The sequence below is a fragment of the Anabaena sp. FACHB-1391 genome, assembly GCF_014696755.1.
Classification (GTDB): Bacteria; Cyanobacteriota; Cyanobacteriia; order Cyanobacteriales; family Nostocaceae; genus Dolichospermum; species Dolichospermum planctonicum.
On record NZ_JACJQS010000040.1, the window covers coordinates 1 to 21920 of the forward strand.

The 21920-nt window shown below is 37.7% G+C and carries 24 protein-coding genes; 12 read left to right on the plus strand and 12 right to left on the minus strand.

All coding sequences use genetic code 11. From position 1 onward, the window contains the following. The 4 genes from H6F62_RS16725 to H6F62_RS16740 form a co-directional block, all read right to left on the minus strand. A partial coding sequence (locus H6F62_RS16725) for an N-6 DNA methylase (RefSeq protein WP_190372529.1) occupies positions 1 to 1547 on the minus strand: 1547 nt, incomplete at its 3' end. Between the two features lie 547 nt (positions 1548 to 2094). Continuing rightward, positions 2095 to 3399 (minus strand): cell division protein FtsZ, encoded by a 1305-nt coding sequence (gene ftsZ / locus H6F62_RS16730; RefSeq protein ID WP_137909192.1) that lies wholly within the window; start codon positions 3397 to 3399, stop codon positions 2095 to 2097. A gap of 711 nt (positions 3400 to 4110) precedes the next feature. Next, a complete protein-coding gene (locus tag H6F62_RS16735) occupies positions 4111 to 5061 on the minus strand; it encodes an FtsQ-type POTRA domain-containing protein (RefSeq protein WP_137909193.1) in 951 nt (316 codons plus the stop codon). 318 nt (positions 5062 to 5379) lie between these two features. After that, positions 5380 to 5733: a hypothetical protein gene (locus H6F62_RS16740; protein ID WP_137909194.1), complete on the minus strand. Its 354-nt coding sequence runs from the start codon at positions 5731 to 5733 to the stop codon at positions 5380 to 5382. Positions 5734 to 6141: 408 nt separating this feature from the next. Between H6F62_RS16740 and H6F62_RS16745 the strand changes: the two genes are divergently transcribed. The 4 genes from H6F62_RS16745 (at position 6142) to H6F62_RS16760 (ending at position 7854) form a co-directional block, all read left to right on the plus strand. Further along, the gene (locus H6F62_RS16745; protein ID WP_137909195.1) at positions 6142 to 6972 is read left to right on the plus strand and encodes a photosystem II manganese-stabilizing polypeptide; all 831 of its coding nucleotides are present in this window, start codon (positions 6142 to 6144) and stop codon (positions 6970 to 6972) included. A gap of 231 nt (positions 6973 to 7203) precedes the next feature. After that, on the plus strand, positions 7204 to 7362 hold the full coding sequence (locus H6F62_RS16750) for a hypothetical protein (RefSeq protein ID WP_162501208.1): 159 nt from the start codon (positions 7204 to 7206) through the stop codon (positions 7360 to 7362). Between the two features lie 2 nt (positions 7363 to 7364). Continuing rightward, a complete protein-coding gene (locus H6F62_RS16755; protein ID WP_137909196.1) occupies positions 7365 to 7601 on the plus strand; it encodes a hypothetical protein in 237 nt (78 codons plus the stop codon). A 112-nt stretch (positions 7602 to 7713) separates the two neighbouring features. Further along, positions 7714 to 7854, plus strand: a complete 141-nt coding sequence (locus tag H6F62_RS16760) for a photosystem I reaction center subunit VIII (RefSeq protein ID WP_071604786.1) — start codon at positions 7714 to 7716, stop codon at positions 7852 to 7854. Between the two features lie 183 nt (positions 7855 to 8037). On the opposite strand, the gene H6F62_RS16765 is transcribed toward H6F62_RS16760, so the two are convergent. The 6 genes from H6F62_RS16765 to H6F62_RS16790 form a co-directional block, all read right to left on the minus strand. Continuing rightward, a complete protein-coding gene (locus H6F62_RS16765) occupies positions 8038 to 8157 on the minus strand; it encodes a photosystem II reaction center protein J (RefSeq protein ID WP_071604787.1) in 120 nt (39 codons plus the stop codon). Between the two features lie 134 nt (positions 8158 to 8291). Next, entirely contained in the window at positions 8292 to 8411 is a 120-nt protein-coding gene (locus tag H6F62_RS16770; RefSeq protein WP_015081482.1) for a photosystem II reaction center protein L, read from the minus strand. A 9-nt stretch (positions 8412 to 8420) separates the two neighbouring features. Continuing rightward, complete coding sequence (gene psbF, locus H6F62_RS16775) at positions 8421 to 8558, minus strand: cytochrome b559 subunit beta (protein WP_011318656.1); 138 nt, start codon at positions 8556 to 8558, stop codon at positions 8421 to 8423. 9 nt (positions 8559 to 8567) lie between these two features. Then, the gene (psbE, locus tag H6F62_RS16780) at positions 8568 to 8816 is read right to left on the minus strand and encodes a cytochrome b559 subunit alpha (protein WP_028082860.1); all 249 of its coding nucleotides are present in this window, start codon (positions 8814 to 8816) and stop codon (positions 8568 to 8570) included. Between the two features lie 91 nt (positions 8817 to 8907). Further along, a complete protein-coding gene (locus tag H6F62_RS16785; RefSeq protein WP_137909197.1) occupies positions 8908 to 9927 on the minus strand; it encodes a photosynthesis system II assembly factor Ycf48 in 1020 nt (339 codons plus the stop codon). Between the two features lie 69 nt (positions 9928 to 9996). Beyond that, positions 9997 to 10341, minus strand: coding sequence for a rubredoxin (locus H6F62_RS16790; RefSeq protein ID WP_137909198.1), 345 nt, complete (start codon positions 10339 to 10341; stop codon positions 9997 to 9999). A 261-nt stretch (positions 10342 to 10602) separates the two neighbouring features. On the opposite strand from H6F62_RS16790, the gene H6F62_RS16795 reads away from it, so the two are divergent. The 4 genes from H6F62_RS16795 (at position 10603) to H6F62_RS16810 (ending at position 12645) form a co-directional block, all read left to right on the plus strand. After that, entirely contained in the window at positions 10603 to 10965 is a 363-nt protein-coding gene (locus tag H6F62_RS16795; protein ID WP_137909199.1) for an NAD(P)H-quinone oxidoreductase subunit 3, read from the plus strand. Then, positions 10956 to 11693, plus strand: coding sequence for an NADH dehydrogenase subunit K (locus tag H6F62_RS16800; protein WP_028082864.1), 738 nt, complete (start codon positions 10956 to 10958; stop codon positions 11691 to 11693). Before H6F62_RS16795 ends, H6F62_RS16800 begins: the two co-directional genes overlap by 10 nt. After that, entirely contained in the window at positions 11686 to 12210 is a 525-nt protein-coding gene (locus H6F62_RS16805; protein ID WP_137909200.1) for an NAD(P)H-quinone oxidoreductase subunit J, read from the plus strand. The genes H6F62_RS16800 and H6F62_RS16805 overlap by 8 nt, the downstream gene beginning before the upstream one ends. A 294-nt stretch (positions 12211 to 12504) precedes the next feature. Next, entirely contained in the window at positions 12505 to 12645 is a 141-nt protein-coding gene (locus H6F62_RS16810) for an alpha/beta hydrolase (protein WP_137909201.1), read from the plus strand. A gap of 9 nt (positions 12646 to 12654) precedes the next feature. On the opposite strand, the gene H6F62_RS16815 is transcribed toward H6F62_RS16810, so the two are convergent. Beyond that, positions 12655 to 14154: a DNA methyltransferase gene (locus H6F62_RS16815; protein WP_190372530.1), complete on the minus strand. Its 1500-nt coding sequence runs from the start codon at positions 14152 to 14154 to the stop codon at positions 12655 to 12657. Between the two features lie 198 nt (positions 14155 to 14352). Between H6F62_RS16815 and H6F62_RS16820 the strand changes: the two genes are divergently transcribed. Both H6F62_RS16820 and H6F62_RS16825 read left to right on the plus strand, forming a co-directional pair. Then, the gene (locus H6F62_RS16820) at positions 14353 to 15690 is read left to right on the plus strand and encodes an ATP-binding protein (protein ID WP_190372531.1); all 1338 of its coding nucleotides are present in this window, start codon (positions 14353 to 14355) and stop codon (positions 15688 to 15690) included. Positions 15691 to 16019: 329 nt separating this feature from the next. Next, positions 16020 to 16772, plus strand: a complete 753-nt coding sequence (locus tag H6F62_RS16825; protein ID WP_190372532.1) for a Uma2 family endonuclease — start codon at positions 16020 to 16022, stop codon at positions 16770 to 16772. Between the two features lie 29 nt (positions 16773 to 16801). Here the strand turns inward: H6F62_RS16825 and H6F62_RS16830 are convergent, their stop codons facing one another. Next, entirely contained in the window at positions 16802 to 17197 is a 396-nt protein-coding gene (locus H6F62_RS16830) for a RidA family protein (protein ID WP_028090292.1), read from the minus strand. A 645-nt stretch (positions 17198 to 17842) separates the two neighbouring features. On the opposite strand from H6F62_RS16830, the gene H6F62_RS16835 reads away from it, so the two are divergent. Beyond that, entirely contained in the window at positions 17843 to 19471 is a 1629-nt protein-coding gene (locus tag H6F62_RS16835; protein ID WP_137909205.1) for a peptide chain release factor 3, read from the plus strand. A 177-nt stretch (positions 19472 to 19648) separates the two neighbouring features. Next, complete coding sequence (locus H6F62_RS16840; RefSeq protein WP_137909206.1) at positions 19649 to 21790, plus strand: zinc metalloprotease HtpX; 2142 nt, start codon at positions 19649 to 19651, stop codon at positions 21788 to 21790. Positions 21791 to 21920: the final 130 nt, after the last annotated feature.

The window sequence follows — 21920 nt, forward strand, 5'->3', positions numbered from 1 at the left end:
CCAGTATATTCAATATCTACTAAATATCTTTCATCTTGATTTAAGACCCTTTTGCGTTTACTCGCATTTTGCGAACTGACAGAATAAGGAGGATTTCCTAATACTACAGTTACGGAAATTTCCGTTTTTACCTTTGCTGCTTGACTTGATTCTTCCGCGATAATTTGGGTAATACCAGGAATTAATTCCCCTGATTTTATTCCTGCTTCCAAAGCATTGGTTAAATAAATTTTTAATCTTTCTTCTGGTGCAAAATCATAACCTAAATCCGACAATAATAAACCTAATTTTAAATGTGCTATGGTATAGGGAGTCATCAATAATTCAAACCCAAACAGACGACTTAACAGTTTTTTGCGTCTAAAAAATTTATTCCAGCGACGAATATTAGAATCATCTATTTCATTGAGATAAATTTGTTTAATAACTGCATATAAAAAAGTTCCTGTTCCGGTTGCGGGGTCAAGAATTGTAACTTTACGACTCCCCAAACCATCTTCTAAATCAAATATTTTTTCGTCCCGCAAAATATCATTCACAGCACCAACAATAAAATTAACTACAGGTTCAGGAGTATAATAAACTCCTCTACTTTTTCTTAATGAAGATTCATAAGCAGCTAAAAATGTTTCATAAAAGTGCAAAACCGGGTCTTCCGTGCGGGTTTCTCTCCCAAAGTTTTCTAAAATATTCGTCATATCAACTGTATTTAATAATTCTACCAAATTTTCAATTGATTGATGAATATTACTTACGTTATCGCTGTTAATAACTATGTCGAAAAAACCTTTTAAAAAAGGGATTCTATCAGTAATGTAAATACCGGCTGTTGTCCGATTAAATGCAAATTGTCCAGGATTTTGTACATGACCAATTTTTGCAGTAAATAACCCATAAGCGATAGTTTGAGCGTACATATCTGCAAATTTATCATTATCTATATCTAAAAGTAGTAGTTTTTTAAATGTCTCTTTTAGACGATTTAATTCTTCTGTGGTTGTTTCTATTTCTAAAGATGATTGAATTGCGTTTCTAATGGTTTTAGTATAAGCTGCCATTTCTTTAGCCAAATCATAATAATTATTAATATCTTTGGCTTTTTGATTTAGGAATAATTGTAGTAATTCTCTAATTGGTTGTAAATCATTAATTAAAATAATTTTACCTGATTTTAAATCAGCTAGTTTAGCAGTTTTTTCACATTCTCCGTTTACATACCACCGAAATTCTAGATAATTAGTTAAAATCAAATTGTCACCAATATTTGATTCTAAATAACGTTTGAGTTGTGGTGTTTTTTCGATTTTAGTTAAATCAATATTAATATCTTTAGCTTCTATATATCCTAAAATCCGCTCATTTTTTCTGATAGTTAAATCGGGTATTCCTGCTTGATTACCTTTTTCTTCAATTCTAGCATTAATCCCCATCATTAAACCCTCAATGAGACGTTTTAGGCTGGGGTAATGACTGCGTTCTCCACCACTTTTAAGATTTTCTTGTAAGTCTTGAATGCAGTTATTGATGTCGTGATTAAAGTCGGACATAATGGTTATGAAGTTGTCATACAGCAGTTTCCGATATTATGAAGTACAGATATTAATGATAAAACTCTTGTGGTGCGGGCATCTTGCCCGCACAAAGTGTACCTCACTCAAAGCTACTTGCTGTAACTTAAGGAGTTTAATCAAGCTACAATAGATGCAAGATCCCCGTTTTTTCTTTAATGATATCAATAGACATCTCCGGTAATTAAATGTGCGTGACTTACAACCCTTTTAGAGACGTTCCATGGAACGTCTCTACAATATTTTTCGGAGATGTCTAATGAATGCTGAATCAATACTAAAATTCGGGGATCTGGTTTTTCTACTCAGGATTAAAGATTATAAAACCCAGTTATAGAGAGAAATTAAAAGGAGAATTTCCAAGGATAATTTGGTTTATTAACATATCTTTAGTCGCAATAAACAACGAAAATATAGACATTACACAATTCTTATTGAGAATAAAAAATTGTGCGTAACAACTCTAAACCTTTCTTAATAAAGGTTTATAGAGATTTTGGTATGTTACCAATCCAGACAACTTGAATTAATTTCTGGGAGGTGTCCGTCGTCTTTGCAGAAAGTCAGGAATATCCAAAGAGGGTTTTTCCTTGGGTGGTTCTGCAACTGGGGGCGGATTATTAACAGGTGGTTGTAGTGGTGCAGGTCTTCTGGTAGTAGTAGGAATGGGAGTAGGTGTAACCACTCTAGGAGTAACGACAGTTTGCACTGAAGGGGCTTGAATTTCCCCAGTAAAGCCAGTAGCAATCACAGTAATTCTCACTTCTCCCTGGAGTCTGTCATCAATTACCGCTCCAAAAATAATATTGGCATTAGGATCAACCACTTCATAGATTGTTTCCGCAGCAGCATTCACCTCATGAAGAGTTAAATCACTACCACCAGTAATATTAAACACAACTCCTCTAGCACCTTCAATAGAACATTCTAGCAAAGGTGAAGAAATTGCAGCGATCGCAGCTTCTCTAGCTCTAGATTTACCTGAACTCACACCAATTCCCATCAAAGCCGATCCCGCATCAGCCATAACAGCCCGCACATCAGCAAAGTCAACATTTACTAAACCAGGAATAGTAATAATATCAGAAATACCCTGCACACCTTGACGTAACACATCATCAGCATAGCGGAAAGCTTCTTGGACAGGAGTTTGTTCAGGAATCACCTCCAACAGCTTATTATTAGGAATAATAATCAATGTATCAACTCGACTTTTCAAGCCTTCAATTCCCTGTTCCGCTTGGCTGGTGCGTCTGCGTCCTTCAAAGATAAACGGCCGAGTCACCACACCAACGGTGAGAGCGCCCATTTCCTTAGCTACTTCCGCCACAATTGGGGCAGCACCTGTACCAGTTCCCCCGCCCATACCAGCAGTAATAAATACCAAGTCTGCACCGTCTAAAGCAGTAGCAATTTCATCACGAGATTCCTCCGCTGCCTTTTGACCAATAGCGGGATTTCCCCCTGCACCCAAACCTCTCGTTAGCTTTTGCCCAATTTGTAAACGACTAGGAGCGCCGGCTAAAGTTAAAGCTTGAGCATCAGTATTAATTGACCAAAACTCTACTCCAGACACATCAGACTCAATCATGCGGTTGACAGCATTACCACCACCACCACCGACACCAATCACCTTGATGTTAGCAACACGACCCGGAACAATTTCACCAATACTCCTACTTTCAGTAGAAATTCTCTTATGATCTTGACCTTGGGTGAAGTTTAAAGAAGAATTATTAAAAGGATTAGTGGCGTTAACTGCCAGAGAGAATCCTGGTTGGTTTCCAGCTTGAGAGTTATAGATTAGCCCTTGGTTATTATCAAATGTCATTGGATTTGCGAAGGATAGATAAACGACTTTTATCGGTGTGATTTACTTAACAGTCAACTATATTTTGACGTTGCCAGAATTTATTGGCATCGTATTTTATTGTTTTTACTATTTACCAGCCTACCATGATGTTGTAGACTATATCTAGTAATTACTCGCTGATTCAGGCATAAAATTTAACTTTGGCATAAACAACAAAAGTCACGGTTCAAAGTGAAATACTTGCTGTAAAATGGTCATGGCGTTTTAAAATGGACTAGTAGTTTTGATTACTGCTGTATAAATTCTGTTGGTCTTGCTGGCTCTTTTATTGGTGGATTTGTGAAATAAAATAATTAGCTGTTTAGTATATAATACTAAACGTTAATGTTGCTAACTCTCCCCTATTCCTAAAAAGTATAGTTCCAAAAAAGCATAGATGTTTATTTATCTCATGCCTAAGGATAGGCATAAAGCTGCTGGCACTACTTCACATAGAATATTTAACTGGTCACTTAGCTTTGCGATAGACTTTAGTCCTACCAATAATTTTTAATCACCTCCTCATGTTTTTTCAGAATGTTTTTCAGATATTGATTTTACAACCCTGACCATGATTTTTTAACTAATGACTGGAAAATCGTACATCTATATGTATAATGTACACCAATTTGCCAATTTGCCAAAATATAAAATTAGTCACAGCAGTTTAATTTAAGAAAATGTCAGTATTTAGTGGTTGAGGATTGGTTTTGTATTCGGTTGTGTCGATTTTTTGATCTCTAAGGCTGGTTTTTTTTGATTCAGCTGTACTAATGGCATGGCAGGATTTTTTAGATCAATATAATCCATATGACTAGGATTAAATTGAGTCCCTAAATGACGCATTCGCTCAAGTACCTGAATTTGTTCAGGTAATTTGTTGCTAGGGCTACCTAAATGCACAATTCCTAATTCAGTCCTCAAAATTAAATTTGTGGGATCTTGAAAATCAATTTCCGTCACCTTGAGAGAACTTTGACGAATAGCTTCATAAAGTTGAGTCCAGAATGGCCTATATTGTGTGGGAGAACCAATCACCATCATCTGGGGTAATTCCCTTTGAGGATTCATTGACATATACTTAGCCATGGGCATCCAGATCCCACTAGCATCTAGTAAACCTAGTTCACTTTGCTTATTAGCCGCACTGTTGTTTTGTACACAAGGCTTAACATCAGCAGACTTTCCCGGAGCAGAAGGCGCATCTGTGCAACTAGTGGCGGGTTGCTTTTTACGTATTTGGGCTATGGCCACAGGAACTCGTTCCTGGATTTCAATAATTAAACCAGGTGGAAACAAACGACGACTAACGGTGGCTTCGGCAATATTTGGTTGTTTTTTTAAAGAGTCGGCAATTACGGAAGGTTCAATTCGCCATAAAGACTGAGGGGAGGATAATCCTAACAGTGAATAAATATCCTTTTGAGTCGGCTCGATTTTGGCACCGGATTTTATAACTATTTGCTGGGAATCCTTTAATACCCACATTGGTTGAATTGCCACCCATAACAAGGCCGAGGCCATTCCAGTCACGGCAACTGTTCGCCAAATAGCCTGAATAACTTTGATTTGTCGCTGACGGCGTAATTTCTGCCGACGTTGAGCTAAATTTGTCCGAGCAACTGATAATATTCCAGCCATCTCAACTCCTTGTGAGTAACAATCGAATTTATTTTGTATATTGAGTTCGCTTATACGAGCAATCAAATTTATGCCATATCATGGGCATTTTCCAGAAAATTAGCTTTTGCCAACAGTCCCAGTCTACGGTTAATTTAGTACAGCCTTTGGTTTCATAAAGCTACATTAATTTAAATTAATTTACATTAAGATATTACTTTCCGTAGAGAGGGGCAAAAAACCGCAGTATCTAAAGAAAAGTAAAATTACCGTTTCAAACCCTCTTGCCTCTTCCCCCTTCCCCTTTCACAACAACAATTTTTAACTTTTAACGCTAATCTATTCTGGGGATTGAAAAACATCATGAGTGTGGCTGGGAAGAGTATCCTCATCACTAGCACACTCCGACAAATTCACTAACAAAGCTTGTATTCGCATTCTGGCGATATAAGGCCAACCTCCCTCAGACTCAATATTTCTGAGCAATGAATATAGTCTTTGGCGATTATCGGGCAAATTTTCCTGAAACACCCCATCCCGAATTTCTCTGTGCAATTGTTCTAAATGACGTAACACAGCCAGTATAGCAATTACATCTCCCTGGCAGGTTGCAGCTACATCTTTCACCGCGCTGGAAATCGCCTGTAGCTGCCAGGATTTATCCTTAGATGCCAAATTTTGATCATGCTCCATGAAAGGTTCTACTCCATAAAACTAATAGGATACTGGAAAAGTTACGCAACTGGCATAATATCCTCATAAACCTAAAATAGGCTATATATCTTTCTGGCTATTCTCAGGTAATGAGAATCCTTGGTGGTAAGGTAGAGAAGGATTTTCCATAATCTGTGCTGTATTACAGCAGGATTTAACCACTAGAGTGCTTTGATTTTGAGTTAAAAAAAGTCGTATGATCTGGCTAATTTCCTTATCCAAATACCTTTATTGTATGTACTGGCAACACATACATAATCGGACATGGATGCGGTTCGCTGCTTAGTCTATGGTTTGAATTCTAGACTCAGGAACGCAATGCGTTTAAGTACGTTTAGTAAAGCAGTTTGACAACTTAGATATTAATTTTTGAGATTGAGGTTGACCATGAGGTATCGCGCTTTAATTGTTGCTTTCTTCGCTTTATGCTTGGGACTAATCACCGCGTGCAGTGATGCGCCCTCTACCAGCGTGAGTGATGTCCTCACTTACGAACAAATTCGCGGCACTGGGTTGGCTAACAAATGCCCCCAACTGACAGAAACTAGTCGTGGTTCTATTGCAGTTGCTCCCAACGTAACATACTCCATCAAAGAACTTTGTTTAGAACCAACGAATTTCTTTGTTAAAGAAGAACCTGCTAACAAACGTCAAGAAGCAGAATTTGTCCCTGGTAAAGTTATGACCAGATATACTTCTAGCATTGACCAAGTACAAGGTAAGCTAACTGTCAACTCAGATAATAGCTTGACTTTTACAGAAGAAGATGGTCTTGACTTCCAAGCTATCACCGTTAAGCTTCCCGGTGGTGAACTAGTACCCTTCTTATTTACCATCAAAAATTTAGTCGCACAAACACAACCTAATTTAACTAGCATCAATACATCCACTGACTTTGAAGGAACTTTTAAAGTCCCTTCCTATCGTGGTGCTGCTTTCTTAGATCCTAAAGGTCGTGGTGTTGTTAGTGGCTATGATAATGCTGTGGCTTTACCAGCCCAAGCTGATGAGGAGGAATTAACCCGTACTAACGTCAAGCGGGCAGAAATTCTCAATGGCAAAATTTCTTTGCAAGTAGCCAAAGTTGATAACACTTCTGGTGAAATCGCTGGGACTTTTGAAAGTGAACAACCTTCTGATACAGATTTGGGCGCAGGTGAACCTAAAGAAGTGAAGATTCGTGGTTTGTTCTACGGTCGGATTGAGCCTCGTGCCTAAATTACTGATTTAATATTTATACAACCTCATGGAGGTGTAAAAATCTATCCAGATTTTGGTAAGTTAGTACCCTAATATACATCCATGAGTGTGTGTATAAAATACATATTGGGGAATACAAAATCAAAAAAATCTTCCAGTCCAATATGTTTGGAAAATAGGCATCTTACCTGCCTTACTGAAGAATTTATTTGTGTAATTCCCTTAACCAAGAAGCACATTACTAACAACGTGCTGCTTGGTTTTTTTTGGAAACTAGGGTTTGTTGGGTTTGAAACGGAAAAACCTGCGGAAGAATCTAAACCTGAATCTAAACCTGTAACTAAAGTATCTGTTAGTAATTATATTGTGATGCCAAACCCGCAGGAAAATTTTGTGAGAGATTTATAGATATGGAGATGCAAGAGAAAATAGAATTTCCTGGTTTACCGTTAGCGGTATATCGAGAAATAGCAGCGCATCTAAATCAGTTGGCAGGAGTAGAAGTGGGATTAATTTCCCAAACATCTTTAGAGTTTGATTACAACGAAAGTCAAATTGCTGGTTTATGGATTTCGTGGCTACCGGACGCTCTTGAGGAAGATAGACAAAGATTTAAGCAAATAGTAGCTTACTATCAAAACCGCTAAACCGCATTTTTTGGTAACTTCTGTTAAAAATCTTGATGATTTAGGAAATTAAGGAAGATTTTGCAGTAAGCTCAATTTGAATTGTAGTCAGACTTTACAGGACTTTATCATCATGTCAAGTTCATTTTTGCCCACTGTGTTGGCTTATTCCTCTTTTTTACCTTCTATTTTCGTTCCTCTCACTGGCTTAGTTTTACCAGCAGTAATTTTCGCGTTTTTGTTTTCATACATTGAAAGCGAAGATATTGCTTAATTCAGCTATGGGTAATTAGTTACTTAGTTTTTGCGCTAATTACTTATTTAAAAACTAACAAAACCGCCTATCTCTATGAGGTAGGCGGTTTTTATGGTAATTTCTGAAGCAGGATTTCAAAAATGATGATCAAGCAAAAATTTAGTCTTTTGTATTTTTAATTGCTGCCTTTTTCCGGTAGCATTACATTGAAGAACCAATTCCTGCGTAAGATCCATAAAAGAAGATACCTACAACAGTGATTACACCTAAACCGGCGATCGTAGCCACGACCCACAGGGGAATTCTTCCACTTCCAGACACAGTTTTTTCCTCACTTACAAAAATTGTCAGTTGTCAGTTGTCAGTTGTCAGTTGTCAGTTGTCAGTTGTCAGTTGTCAGTTGAGAATTTTCTGCCACCTGTTACCTAACTAGCAACTGACGTTAAAAAGCCCAGTTAGTTAAAGAAGTAACTGGAAAATAAAATTCCCAGAACGAAGACCAAGAGTAGTCCTAGATAGAGGGAGGTACGGTTTAATTCAACCGGTTGTTGATTAGGATTAGGCGTTCTTTCCATGATTAACTCTTAGCGTTGAATAAATTGCATTGAAGCGATCGCGCCCAAAAAGAATACAGTAGGAACAGCTAGGGTATGAACCGCAAGCCATCTGACTGTAAAAATAGGATAGGTAACTGGTTGATTGATGTTATTACCGCTAGTCATGATGTCAAATTACTTTCCAATAAAGGTTTCTACTTGTTGTTTTGCTTCAAAACGGTTTTTCACAATTGGTACTTCTTGACGAACCTGAGTAAAATACTCATTAGGACGGGGTGTACCAAACACATCATAAGCCAGACCAGTGCTGACAAATAACCAACCGGCGACAAATAGTGCGGGGATGGTGATGCTGTGAATTACCCAGTAACGAATACTGGTAACAATGTCAGAAAACGGACGTTCTCCGGTGGTACCTGCCATTTATTTGACTCCCTTCTCAAAAACGATGATTGAGTTTATTATCCTACAAAGTTGAGACTTAAGTTACATCCCACAGTTGAGTTGGGTGTAATTAAGCTGCTGGGGCTGCTGTTGGCTCTGTTTTGGGGTTATATTTGAGTAAAACGCCGCGATCGCCAATTATAAAACCTTGATCGGGCTTAAAGAAGACAATTTTGTAAAAATTAGCCGCTACTTTTTCTACATCACGGTCTTTTGTCCAGGTTTTCCCACCATCAGCGCTGCTGAGTAAATTACCACTGCCACCGCCAACCCAAATTTCATCAGGTGTGCGATAAGCCAAATCCAGTAAACCCCAACTTGTAGACAACTCTGGATATGTCGGCTCTAGCCACTCTTCCGGTTTAGTAGGATCACTGAATTGAACCTGTCCACCTCGTGCTAATAACCACAATTGTCCATCCTGAGTAAAACCCATATTTTCCAAACGACGGGAACTATTGCGGTTATGGGGTTGCCAAGCATTTTGACCAGGCTCCCAAGTCGAGTAAAAACTACCCTTAGCAGAAACAGCGATATACTTACCATCAGGCGATCGCTCGATGTTACGTACTACACCAAATGCCGCTTCCAGATTAGCTTTCCAATTTTGACCACCATCTGTAGTTTGATAAATTGCCCCCAAATCGGTGGCCATTTCCGCCGTATTTGTACCTATGGCTGTAATAGCAATGGGGCTACCAGGTAACTTTTCGCTTAAAGCGATTCGTGACCAAGACTTACCCTCATCAGTAGTATGGAGTAGGAGAGAAGGTTCTCCAGCAATCCAGCCCTCTTGACCCGCAAAACTGACAGAGTTAAAACGGTATCTAGGATCATCCAATTCTAATTTTAGCGGTTGCCAAGTCTCACCACCATCATTAGTTTCCAAAAGAGTGGCATTACCACCCACTAAATAACCATGTTGAGAGTTACCAGCAAAGCCAATATCGAGCAATTTCGACTTTGTTGGTACATTAATCACCTGCCAGGGATTGTAGCTAATAGAAGGAACACTACTACACCCGATACAGGCCATAACTACTATTAACGCGGCAAAAAATCCTTGCCACTTTTTCACAATTGATTGCATCAGTATTACTGAGGTTTTCCAGTTCAGGTTAAATGAGATTTTCGCTGCGGTAAATCAAGATAGCGGTTTTTACTGTAGTCCGTAGAGACTAATAAAAAACAAAAAGCCAAGGGCTAAAGCCCCAAAAATCAAAATGTTCTTTTGAGTTGGTGTGAGAGTATTAACACCTAAACCGTAACCTAAGTTTTCCTTAAAACCAGAGGCCGTACCTGTTGGTCCAATATTCGCAAAAGCAGTTTTCTTAGCTATACAAACTGGACAGCGCCAATTTGCGGGTAGTTCTGCAAAAACTGTTCCTGGGGGAATATTGCTTTTGTCGTCTCCCTTCTCAGGTTCATAAACGTAACCGCAAGAACGACACTCGTAGCGGTCTAATACTGGAGTTTCCACAGCTTGTTCAGCTTGTTCACTCATGGCTTATAGTCTCGCTTCAGGGGAATTATTAAATATACGTTACAAATTATGACATAATTGCCGGAGTTTTCTATCACTCATTAAAAGGATTTCAATAGAATCAGGGGATGTAAATACAAATTCGGGAAAGCCCTAAAAGATATAATGTAAAAGAACATTATCCATATATTGCAGTCAACAGTTATCAGGAAACACCTATCAAACTATAAATCTGATAACTGATAGCTTATCCCCTTACACCATTAGCGGTAGAAAACCATTGTGTTTGTTCTTAGCGGTTACGAGTATCTTCTAGGCTTTTTTATCTTGTGTAGCCTAGTTCCAGTTCTAGCACTGTCAGCCTCAAAAATCCTTAGACCCGTTGGTAACAGTTTAGAAAAACGGACTACTTACGAATGCGGACTAGAACCCATTGGCGGTGCTTGGATTCAGTTCAACATTCGCTACTATATGTTCGCCCTGGTCTTCGTTGTTTTTGACGTAGAAACAGTATTTTTGTACCCTTGGGCAGTTGCTTTTAACCGCCTGGGTTTATTGGCATTTATCGAAGCCCTAATCTTTATTTCGATACTCATCATCGCCTTAGTTTACGCGTGGCGTAAAGGAGCTTTAGAATGGTCGTAAATTCTAATATTACCACCCCAGACAAAGAACAAATCATCAACCCCATTCAACGCCCTACAGTCACCCATGAACTGTCAGAAAACGTCATTTTAACTACCGTTGATGACCTTTACAACTGGGCGCGGCTTTCTAGTTTGTGGCCTTTACTATTCGGTACAGCTTGCTGCTTCATCGAATTTGCCGCTTTAATCGGCTCTCGTTTTGACTTTGACCGTTTTGGGTTAATTCCTCGTTGCAGCCCTCGCCAAGCCGATTTACTCATCACTGCGGGAACAATTACCATGAAGATGGCACCCCAATTAGTGCGTCTTTATGAACAAATGCCCGAACCTAAGTATGTAATTGCCATGGGTGCTTGTACAATTACTGGAGGGATGTTTAGCGTTGACTCACCCACAGCAGTACGCGGAGTGGATAAGCTAATTCCCGTAGATGTATATTTACCTGGTTGTCCGCCTCGTCCTGAAGCGATTATTGACGCAATTATTAAACTGCGGAAAAAAATCGCTAACGATTCTATGCAAGAACGGGATAACATCAAGCAAGTTCACCGTTACTACAGTACAACTCATAATCTGAAGCCAGTTCCCGAAATCTTAACTGGTAAGTATATGCAGTCAGAAACCCGTTTCAATCCTCCCAAAGAATTGACAGAAGCAATTGGTATGGCTGTACCCCCAGCTTTGTTGACAGCAAAGACCCAGAAGGAGGAACAAGCGCGTGGCTGAAGAATCTAAACCAGTTCCCGTAGCAGAAGCGTCTCTAGTCAAAGCCGGTAAAGTGTCCCAATGGTTGACGGAAAATGGCTTTTCCCATGAGTTTTTAGAACTTGATGCTAACGGAGTAGAGATCATTAAAGTCCCTGCAAGTTTTCTACTACCCATTTCTACAGCTTTGTATGCTTATGGGTTTAATTACCTCCAGTTTCAGGGGGGTATTGACTTGGGAGCGGGAGAAGACCTAGTAAGTGTTTATCATTTACTCAAAGTTAGCGATAATGCTGACCGTCCTGAAGAAATCAGAGTAAAAGTGTTTTTACCGAGGGAAAATCCCGTTGTCCCCTCAGTTTACTGGATTTGGAAAACAGCGGACTGGCAAGAACGGGAAAGCTATGATATGTATGGTATCTTCTATGAAGGTCATCCTAACTTAAAGCGGATTTTGATGCCAGAAGATTGGGTAGGTTGGCCTTTGCGGAAAGATTACATTTCACCTGATTTTTACGAATTACAGGACGCTTATTAAGCATTACTGGAATTGAGTTTTCAGTAGTAACAATTAACCCCTTTCCAGTCCTGGAGGGGGGTTTTAAACTTTTTATGGAACAATTTTGATCATAAACGCAAGATAAAAATCATACAGCAGTTCCCGACTTTATGAAGTACAGATATTAATAATAAAACTCTTGTGGTGCAGGCATCTTGCCTGCACAAGGTATACCTCACTCAAAGCTACTTGCTGTAAATGTTGGGTATTTTAATCATAAATGTTGGGTTTCGTTACCTCAACCCAACCTACTTAAAGTTTATTTTTATAAAGATGAATAAAAAGTACCCATTACCCATTACCCATTACCAATTACCCATTACCAATTACCAATTACCCATTACCAATTACCAATTACCAATTACCCATTACCCATTACCCATTACCCATTACCAACCTCAACTAGATAACTAGCAACTTGAGTTAAAAATCTAACTCTATTTGATTCACTCTTACTTCCTTTTGTTTTTCCGCACTTTTGAGAACTTCATAACTTAAACGAATATTTAATCTTTGTTGATCTTCAATTATCTCTTTAATGGTGACGATTTGGATTTTGTCGCAACTATGACTCATGTATTTACTCTGATAAAAACCAGCAGATTTTGCGGTTTTTAGCATATCTTTAGTAGGTTCTTCCAGGGTGATAAATATGGCTAGACTAGCACTTTCTAGGGTCATTGTTCCTAGTAAATCTCGGATATCTCCCGATTTAACTTTACCAGATTTAACTTGAAAAATTATCTTTTCTGGGTCATTTTTATCACCTTGAAAATAAACAATTCCATCTATACCTTTATCTGCACCTTTTTTAGCGTTAATGACTGCTTTATTATTAGTATAAGTTAATATTGCCCATTTTTCAAATTCTTTACGAGTGCGATCATCTGTTTTATTTGCTAATGCTCTTGCACTTTCTATATCTTTAGGAATACCATGAAGTTTAATGGTTTTTAAAACTCCTGGAAAACTATCTTCTAATCTTTTTAAGATTAAGCTAATACTTTGATAGGTAATATCAATTCCTATCCATTGTCTATCTAATTTTTGGCACACTGCTACGGTTGTACCACATCCACAATAGGCATCTAATACTATATCATTTTCCTTAGAACTGGCTTTAATTATTCTTTCTAATAATGCTTCTGGTTTCTGTGTTGGGTATCCTAAACGTTCTACAGAGTTTCCTTGTAGTCGTGGAATTGTCCACCAATCTTCTGGTATTTTACCATTCGGTTTTAAGCGATTTAGATGTTTATTTTCTGGATTTTTGGATTTATATAATCCTTGATTTCCCGCTCCACGTTTAGTTCTTGCTACTGTCTCATCTGAATAAGGTATAGAAATATCCTCAAAATTAAATACCCAAGAGTTTGATTTAGTGTATCTAAAAATTGTATCGTGTTTTTTCGGGAAATTATCCCTTGTATTTGTTGGTGCTGTATAACACCAAACAATTTCATTTCTAAAATCCCCTCTTTGAGAACAAAAGACAGCATCTAAAATCAACTTTAAATAATGACTCGCAGTAGGATCACAATGTAAATAAAAACTTCCCGTAGGTTTCAAAACGCGATGAATTTCTGTTATCCTTAAAGTCATACTCACTAAATAAGCTAGTAAACTTCCTTTTCCTAAAACATTACTCAAACCTGTAATTAAAGCAATACATTGTTGAGTAAATAAACCATGATAATTAATGAGGATTTCATTTATTCCATGAATAGCGTGATCATCCCATTCCCAAGTGTCAATAAATGCTTGCGCTTGTGCTTTATCTTCTGCACCGATATTATTATAAATTTGATTGTAATTCCGTTTAGAATTAAAGGGAGGATCAATATAACATAAGTCCACAGACTCATCTTTTATGTAACGTCTTAAAACTTCTAAATTGTCCCCATAATAAAGTTGGTTAACCATTGTTTTTACACAGTTGTTTTTGCTTCAATTACCCCTGATTAATCAGTTTTATACTAAATGACTTTTTTGTCATCTCAGAAAATGCTTGATATTACCTGATGTTTTGTTACAGAATATTAAGAAAATACCTGAAAATACCTGATAAATTGCCAACAAATTGAGTTATAATGGCTAAAAATATTACCTAAGCTCGGTTTTATGAATGTTACAGAAATTTTACAATTTGTTGATCACCTAGTATTTACACAGACTGATAAACATTTAGATGATTTACAAAAAAAGATTATTGAGGAACTATTTAATGGTAAAACCTATAGACAAATTGCCAGTATTTATGACTATGATGAGGGTTATATTGGTGACGAGAGTAGGAAGTTATTTAAAATGTTATCGGACGGTTTAGGTCAAGAGGTTAATAAATCTAATTTTTGTTGGACTATAGAAAGAGTTATAAACTCTAAAATAATTAATTTTGAAAACAGTAGTATTAATTGGTGTTCTAATAATCAAATATCAAATCATTATCCAGAAGATCATAATACAAAACAATCTAAATCTTATTACCATGATTTAACCGTATCTCCTAAAATTACTCGTTTTTATGGACGAGAAAAAGAATTAGAATTGATATTTAAGTTTATCGTCAATCAAAACACTCATTTAATCTCAATATTAGGATTACCTGGAATTGGTAAAACTACCCTTGTGAAAAGATTTGTTGATTTGAACTTAGATAAATTTGCAGTCATTATTTGGAGAAGTTTAAAATTTCCTAAATCCCTAAATTTACTTATTGATGATTTATTAAATGTTTGTCAACAGGAAGCTAAACAACCTATAGATGATAAATTAAAACAATTATTTGATATATTTAGAAATCAGAAATGTTTAATTATTTTAGATGATTTAGAAAATATTTTTATTAATCGTCAATTTGCTGGAAAATATCAACCTGAATATCAAGACTACCAAATCTTTCTGCAAATGATTACAGAAATTGAACATCAAAGCTGTTTAATTCTCATTAGTCAGGAAAAATGTCAAGAAATGATATCCTTAGACCAGGAAATTTACCCAACCCACTCCCTAGAATTATCAGGGTTAAATCATGCAGATATTTTACAAAATACGGGCTTAAAAAATCAGGAAAATTGGTTAGAATTGATTAAACTATATGAAAGTCATCCTAAATATTTACAGTATATTAGTATCCTGATTAAAGATGTATTTCAGGGTGAAGTCTCAGAATTTCTCAAAGAAAATATTTTAATTTTAACAGCGGACTTTAAAACCGAGTTTGATTCAATATGGTTGAGATTATCAGATATTGAAAAAGAGATATTATTAAAAATCAGTCAAAATCATCAACCCATATCTAGAGACGAGATCAAAAACTGCTTATCATTGTCATCAATAGATATAATAAACGGGTTACAATCATTAACAAGAAGATTTTTATTAACCAAGTTAGAAAATGATGAAAAATTATTTACTATATTCCCCATATTTAAAGAATACCTGAGAGTTTATCATTAAGAAATTAACTCAGGATTTATGCAACTAGCACATTGGTAAGGTGCGTCAGATACAGCAGTTTCCGATATTCTCAAGTACAGATATTAATGATAAAAATCTTGTGGTGCGGGCATCTTGCCCGCACAAGGTGTACCTCACTCAAAGCTACTTGCTGTATCAACAATCTGTTTATTTGCAGGATTTATGCAGTAGTAAAGCACCCTACAACAGATTTTTGGTGTGACACTTGCATAAGTCCTATAACTGTAAGGTGGGTTTTGTCTGTGTAGACGGGATTTATAAAATTGGTTAAACTAGAATTTACAACCTGAATACAGAAAAACCCCATCATGATCATTGCTACCCAAGCCTACCAAATCACTTGGGAAAAACTACCCGATGATTATATTCTCCCAGATGATCCAGTGGACAATATCTACCAACCAGCCCAAGCCACAGCCCTGACAGAAAGCCTCCAACTAGCCGGTAAACTTCCCCCTAATTGTCTCACACCGACCAACTACGCCATCTGTGCCACTGTAAATGGCAAAATTGTCGTTAAAGCTCCTGATTGGGCTTATATACCGGAAATTCGGGTAACTAAAAAAGAGGTCTTTCGTAGTTATACACCCCAACTCCAGGGAGATATTCCGGTTATTGTGATGGAATTTATTTCTGATACAGACGGAACAGAATATTCCAGTAAACCAACTTATCCACCTGGAAAATGGTTTTTTTATGAAAAAATCTTAAAAGTCCCAAATTATGCTATTTTTGAACCAGATAGCGCTAGTTTAGAGTTTTATAAGTTAAACTCTAATACAGGTTTGTACACTTTGCAGACTCCTCATGAAAACCAACGTTACTGGATAGAGGAAATGAATCTTTATCTTGGTATATGGGAAGGGACAAAAGAAAACCTAACTGGTAAATGGTTAAGGTTGTGGGACGAACAGGGAAATTTATTGTTGTGGAGTTCAGAATTAGTAGGACAAAAACAACAAGAAATTGAACAAGAAAAACAACGTGCGGAACAAGAAAAACAACGTGCGGACAAACTAGCAGCCCAATTAAAAGCATTAGGTATCGAACCAGAAAATTAAAAGTAGGGTGGGTATTACCCACCATATAATTAACCACCAATTACTGCAATACAATCAATTTCTACCAGCACATTTTTAGGTAAACGCGACACTTCTACACAAGCACGCGCTGGGGCTGTATCCTCAGAAAAATATTTTGCATAAACCGCATTTACAGCAGCAAAATCATTCATATCAGCTAAAAATACACCAGTTTTGACCACATCTGCAAATGTAGCTCCTGCTTGTGTCAAAATAGCCTCAATATTGCTCATTACCTGTTCCGTTTGCTTAACTACATCTTCTGTATAAACAACATCACCCAAACTAGGATCTATAGCAATTTGTCCAGCCACAAACAACATTTGTCCAGAAGCGAGAATTGCTTGATTATATGGTCCAACAGGTGCAGGTGCTTTATCAGTACGAATTACTTCACGAGTCATAATATCTATCTCTTTTGGCTCTTTAATTAAAAGTGTTTCTGACTTACCCACTTGACATTATCGCACCTGTGAGGTCAGTATTTTTCTGAAGTGATCAAAACGCAAATTACTTACAGCAGTTCCCGATCTTATGAAGTACAGATATTAATAATAAAACTCTTGTGGTGCGGGCATCTTGCCTGCACAAAGTGTACCTCACTCAAAGCTACTTGCTGTATATATGATATATTTATGGATATGTTTAATATATTGTTTAATATATTGTTTAATATATTGTTTAATATATTGTTTAATATATTGTTTAATATATTGTTTAATATATTGTTTAATATATTGTTTAATATATTGTTTAATATATATGGGCGCACATATTCCCACCATAAATATATAATAGAGAAAAGTCCGGTATTTGTCAAGTAAGCTAAAATGCACCTAATTTATACATTATTTATACATTAGGATGCACAGGGATGTTCACCCCACAAGAGTTAGACTGATTTTAGGTTATACAATTTAAATGATCATTAAATGCTCAACAGCATACCTGGGTCCTGGATAAGTGTGTCAACCCAACTATTGACAATTTTTTTGATTCCTAGTCCTGAAAAAGACTAAATTTAGTGAAGTTAGAAAGAAATTACATATATGTCCATTGAACTACAAGCAGAACTAGGTCAAGCGGTGGAACAACGTCGCAACTTTGCGATTATTTCTCACCCTGATGCTGGTAAAACTACTTTAACTGAAAAACTATTATTATACGGAGGTGCGATTCATGAAGCGGGGGCGGTAAAAGCGCGAAGAGACCAGCGGAAAGTGACTTCTGACTGGATGGCAATGGAACAACAACGGGGTATTTCCGTAACTTCAACGGTATTACAATTTGCCTATTCTAATTGTCAAATTAATTTACTTGATACTCCTGGACACCAAGATTTCAGTGAAGATACTTATCGGACTTTAGCAGCGGCTGATAATGCAGTCATGCTGATAGATGCGGCAAAGGGTTTAGAACCACAAACGCGGAAACTGTTTGAAGTGTGTAAACTTCGCGGCATCCCGATTTTTACCTTTGTGAATAAACTTGATCGTCCGGGCAGAGAACCGATAGAATTATTAGATGAGATTGAGAAAGAATTGGGATTACAGACCTATGCAGTGAATTGGCCTATTGGTATGGGCGATCGCTTTAAAGGAGTTTTTGACCGTCAACAACAGCAAATTCATTTATTTGAACGTAGCGCCCACGGTAGTCGGGAAGCAAAGCAAACTATCATAGATATAGGCGATAGTAAAATTGAGGCATTATTAGAAAAGGAACTTTACCACCAACTTAAAGATGAATTAGAACTATTAGAAGGAGTTTGTCCAGAACTAGATTTAAACTTGGTACACGCTGGCAAAATGACCCCCGTGTTTTTTGGTAGTGCTATGACCAATTTTGGGGTAGAATTATTTCTCAAGAATTTTCTGAACTTTGCTCTCAAACCAGGAACACACAGCAGCAGCGTCGGGGATATTCCTCCTACTTATCCAGAATTTACAGGATTTATTTTCAAACTGCAAGCCAACATGGACCCCAAACACCGAGATAGAGTGGCTTTTGTCCGGGTCTGTACAGGTAAGTTTGAAAAAGATATGACAGTAAATCATGCCCGAACTGGTAAAGCTGTCCGTTTATCCCGTCCCCAAAAATTGTTTGCTCAAGAAAGGGAATCTATTGATGTTGCTTATCCGGGGGATGTAATTGGTTTAAACAATCCAGGTGTTTTTGCGATTGGTGATACAATTTACACAGGTCAAAAGCTAGAATATGAGGGAATCCCTTATTTTTCGCCGGAATTGTTTGCTACATTGAGAAACCCCAACCCTTCTAAATTTAAGCAGTTTCAAAAAGGTGTTTCCGAATTGCGAGAAGAAGGTGCTGTACAAATTATGTATTCAATTGATGAAGCCAAGCGTGAACCGATTTTAGCGGCTGTTGGTCAGTTGCAATTTGAAGTGGTACAGTTCCGCTTACAAAATGAGTATGGTGTAGAAACTATTTTGGATTTATTACCCTACAGTGTTGCGCGTTGGGTCGAAGGGGGTTGGGAAGCTTTAAAGCAGGTAGGACGTTTGTTCAATACTACCACCGTTAAAGATAGTATGGGACGACCAGTATTATTATTCCGCAACGAATGGAATTGTCAACAGTTAGAGGGTGATCATCCAGAGTTGAGATTAACTGCTATTGCTCCTGTTTTTTCTCATCAACAAACAATTGAAACCTAAAGCAGGGGAAATAGGCAAGAACTACCCATTACCAATTACCCATTACCCATTACCAATTACCAATTACCAATTACCAATTACCTATTACCATCTTCAAAATTTTGCATTTTAAATTACCAGGGTATCTCAATAAGCGTGCTTTTGTCACCTAAAACAGATTGGAGTACCAAATTTTCTATGCCTTCTCACGCTGAATCATGTTTACAGGCTGGTTTAGCTGCCCTTAAGCAGGGAAATTACCACACAGCAATAGCTAATCTTGAACCACTGGCCAAAGTTCAAAACCAAGACAGGATTTATTTACAGGCACAAGTTGGGTTAGTTATGTCCTATGCTCGCACAGGTGAGGTCTCTAAAGCGATCGCTCTGTGCCAAAATTTGATTTCTAGTAACCACCCCCAAGTTCAAGAGTGGTCTATACGCGCTCTTGAACACCTATATGAAAGCAAAAAACGGAGGCAAAAATCTTCATCAACGAATAATATACCTGTTTCCAGAGTAAACCCTTCCCGACAACAGCCGCAAAATGGTTATGTTGGTGCTGATAACCATAACAATATCAAACCAGTTAGCATTTATTGGCGGCAAGCTAGACGAGCTAAAGTATGGCAACCTCTTTCCAAACCTAATTTCATTTACTCACAACTAATTGCCTGTTTGACATTTATAGCACTATTTTGGATGTGCAAAGAAATGTTTAAACTAGTATTGGGTTTAATTGCCCAAATTCTATATAAATTGCCATACTTACAGCCTCCCCAGGTTTTATATCATGATCCTAGTTTCTTGATGCTAGGATTATTCCTCATCCTCATGGTATTATCTCCTTGGTTACTCGATTGGTTACTGGGAAAATTTTTGGCTCAGAAAAGGTTATCCAAGGAGAAATTAAATTCCTATAGTCGGGAGACACTGAGGGTATTACAACGTACCTGTCAACAGCGACGCTGGCCTTGTCCCCAACTGAGAATCTTACCAATTTCTGCCCCCATAATCATTAGTTATGGCAACCTACCCCGCACAGCGAGAATAACTGTTAGTCAAGGTTTATTAGAACAATTGGCCAATGATGAAATAGCTGCCATCTATGCTTTAACTTTAGGGCAAATTGGGCGTTGGGATTTTGTGGTCATGTCCCTAATCCTGTTAGTTACCCTACCATTTTATGGATTATATCAGCAAATATCACTTTCGGCAAATCAACATCACAGTAAAATTTGCCAAAGTAAAATTTGGCGTTGGCCAGCCACAGTTTTAGCGGCTATTACTTACGGAATTTGGTTTCTTCTGACTGGTACAGCCTTGCTAAATTCCCGACTCAGGCTTTATCATAGCGATCGCCAAGCTGCAGAAATTACTGGCAATCCCAACGGACTAATTCGGGCATTACTAAAAATTTCCATTGGTGTGGCTCATGATATCAACCTCAAAGAACATACCAGTTGGCAACTAGAAAGCCTGAATCTCCTCGCTCCCGTTGCATATCAACATAGCATAGTTTTAGGTAGTATAGCTGGTCATCTACCCCTTGAATCATTTTTCCAGTGGGAAAACTTTCATCCCTATCGCCAATGGTTGACAATTAATAGTAGTCATCCCTTAATGGGCGATCGCATTGAACGTCTTTGTCAAATAGCTCGCTACTGGCATTTAAACACAGAATTGTACCAAATAACCCCACAACAGCCGATTGTAATCCGTCCCCAATCTTTTTTATTACAAATTGCCCCTTGGTTGGGAATCCCGCTGGGTGTTATATTGGCTGGTCTAACTTGGTTACTTTGGCAAACAGCTTATGCTATGCAGTTGTTAAACTTCAAGTGGATCTATGACGACTGGTATTTTGTCCTGGGTTTTGTGTTAATTGGCTTTAGCATTGGCACAATGATACAGATAAATGCTTTATTTCCCAAGATTAGAGATGTTAACGTCCACAAAAACGAAAACCTCATCAGCCTACTTGCAGATCCGTCTATTTTACCAATTGATAGCATTAAAGTCCGTTTGACTGGTAAACTATTAGGCCGTCCTGGAATTGGTAATTGTCTAGCACCAGACCTGATGCTTCAATCTAGCCAAGGTTTAATGAAATTACATCATCTTCCCGGGTTAGGAAAGTCATTCCACCCTCAAGACCTAATTGGTAAACAGATTGTTGTTAGAGGTTGGTTAAGACGCGGAGGGACTCCCTGGATAGATATCCAAAGCCTAGAAACTCAAGATGGCAAAAAAATCAATAGCCCTCATTCTATTTGGATGCTGGCCATTGCCATTTTAGTTCAAGGTTGGGGTGCTTATATTGTGCTGGTCGGTCATTAGTCCGTTGTCCGTTATTATTAGTAAAAAATTTTTCCCCTTGCCTCTTCCCTTAAAATGTGTTTCATGCTACGATGAGATCATAATATCGGCCTTTAGCTGTTGGCGGAAAAGTTTCTGCGGAACTAGCTAC